Consider the following 604-nt stretch of genomic DNA (forward strand, 5'->3'; position numbering starts at 1 on the left):
TGAAAGCCGGGCGCTATGCCCGGCCCCCTCTCACCACCTGTAATTCCGGCTTACGGCGACGCAGGGCATACAGCTGCCCCTGCACATCACTGAGGCACTTCTCCAGCACCAGATCCTCGACGCGCATGTGTCGCAACCTGGCTTCGTGTGCTGCTTTCTCGCGGGCCTCCGGCGATAGCCGGTCAACCACCCGCTTCAATGACTCGCGACTCAGCATCGCGGACTCCTTGGCCCTGTCAGGCCGTGTGCTGTTGATTCATGCTGCTACCGGACAGTTGGCGCTCCGCCATCTCGGCCAGTAACCGCTCGAGTTCGGCAGACTCATCGGCATCCGGCGCCTGGCCGTTCACGAGCTTGGCCAGCAGTGCCTCGCGCCGCTGGCGTATGACCTCCAGGCCCAACATGGTGGCTTCGTGCACCAAGGGAGCCAGTCGCCCGCCATGCCGCATGGCGGCCTCGGCCTGGATCTGGTCGAACTCGGCATCGGTGAACCGTGGCTTGACCAGATGCTGCAGGTGCTCGCCTTCCGGCTTGTGGCGACGATCACTGAGGTGTGAATGCATGGGCAGATCCTTCTGTAACTACCAAGGGGCCGCGGCCTTCA

Annotated in this window: 2 protein-coding genes; both read right to left on the minus strand. The window is 63.7% G+C overall.

Features of this window, described 5'->3' with window-relative positions:
* Positions 1 to 13: 13 nt before the first annotated feature.
* Positions 14 to 217 carry a hypothetical protein gene (locus tag HPA02_RS18150; protein WP_146804612.1) on the minus strand — a complete coding sequence of 68 codons (204 nt, stop codon included), beginning with the start codon at positions 215 to 217 and terminating at the stop codon, positions 14 to 16.
* 19 nt (positions 218 to 236) lie between these two features.
* The gene (locus HPA02_RS18155) at positions 237 to 563 is read right to left on the minus strand and encodes a hypothetical protein (RefSeq protein ID WP_146804614.1); all 327 of its coding nucleotides are present in this window, start codon (positions 561 to 563) and stop codon (positions 237 to 239) included.
* Between the last annotated feature and the right edge of the window lie 41 nt (positions 564 to 604).

The organism is Bisbaumannia pacifica (assembly GCF_007989625.1).
GTDB classification, from domain to species: domain Bacteria; phylum Pseudomonadota; class Gammaproteobacteria; order Pseudomonadales; family Halomonadaceae; genus Bisbaumannia; species Bisbaumannia pacifica.

Excerpts from the sequence above, each read along its gene's own strand:
- HPA02_RS18150 (WP_146804612.1), bottom strand. The coding sequence starts at position 217 with ATGCTGAGTCGCGAGTCATTGAAGCGGGTGGTTGACCGGCTATCGCCG.
- HPA02_RS18155 (WP_146804614.1), bottom strand. The coding sequence starts at position 563 with ATGCATTCACACCTCAGTGATCGTCGCCACAAGCCGGAAGGCGAGCAC.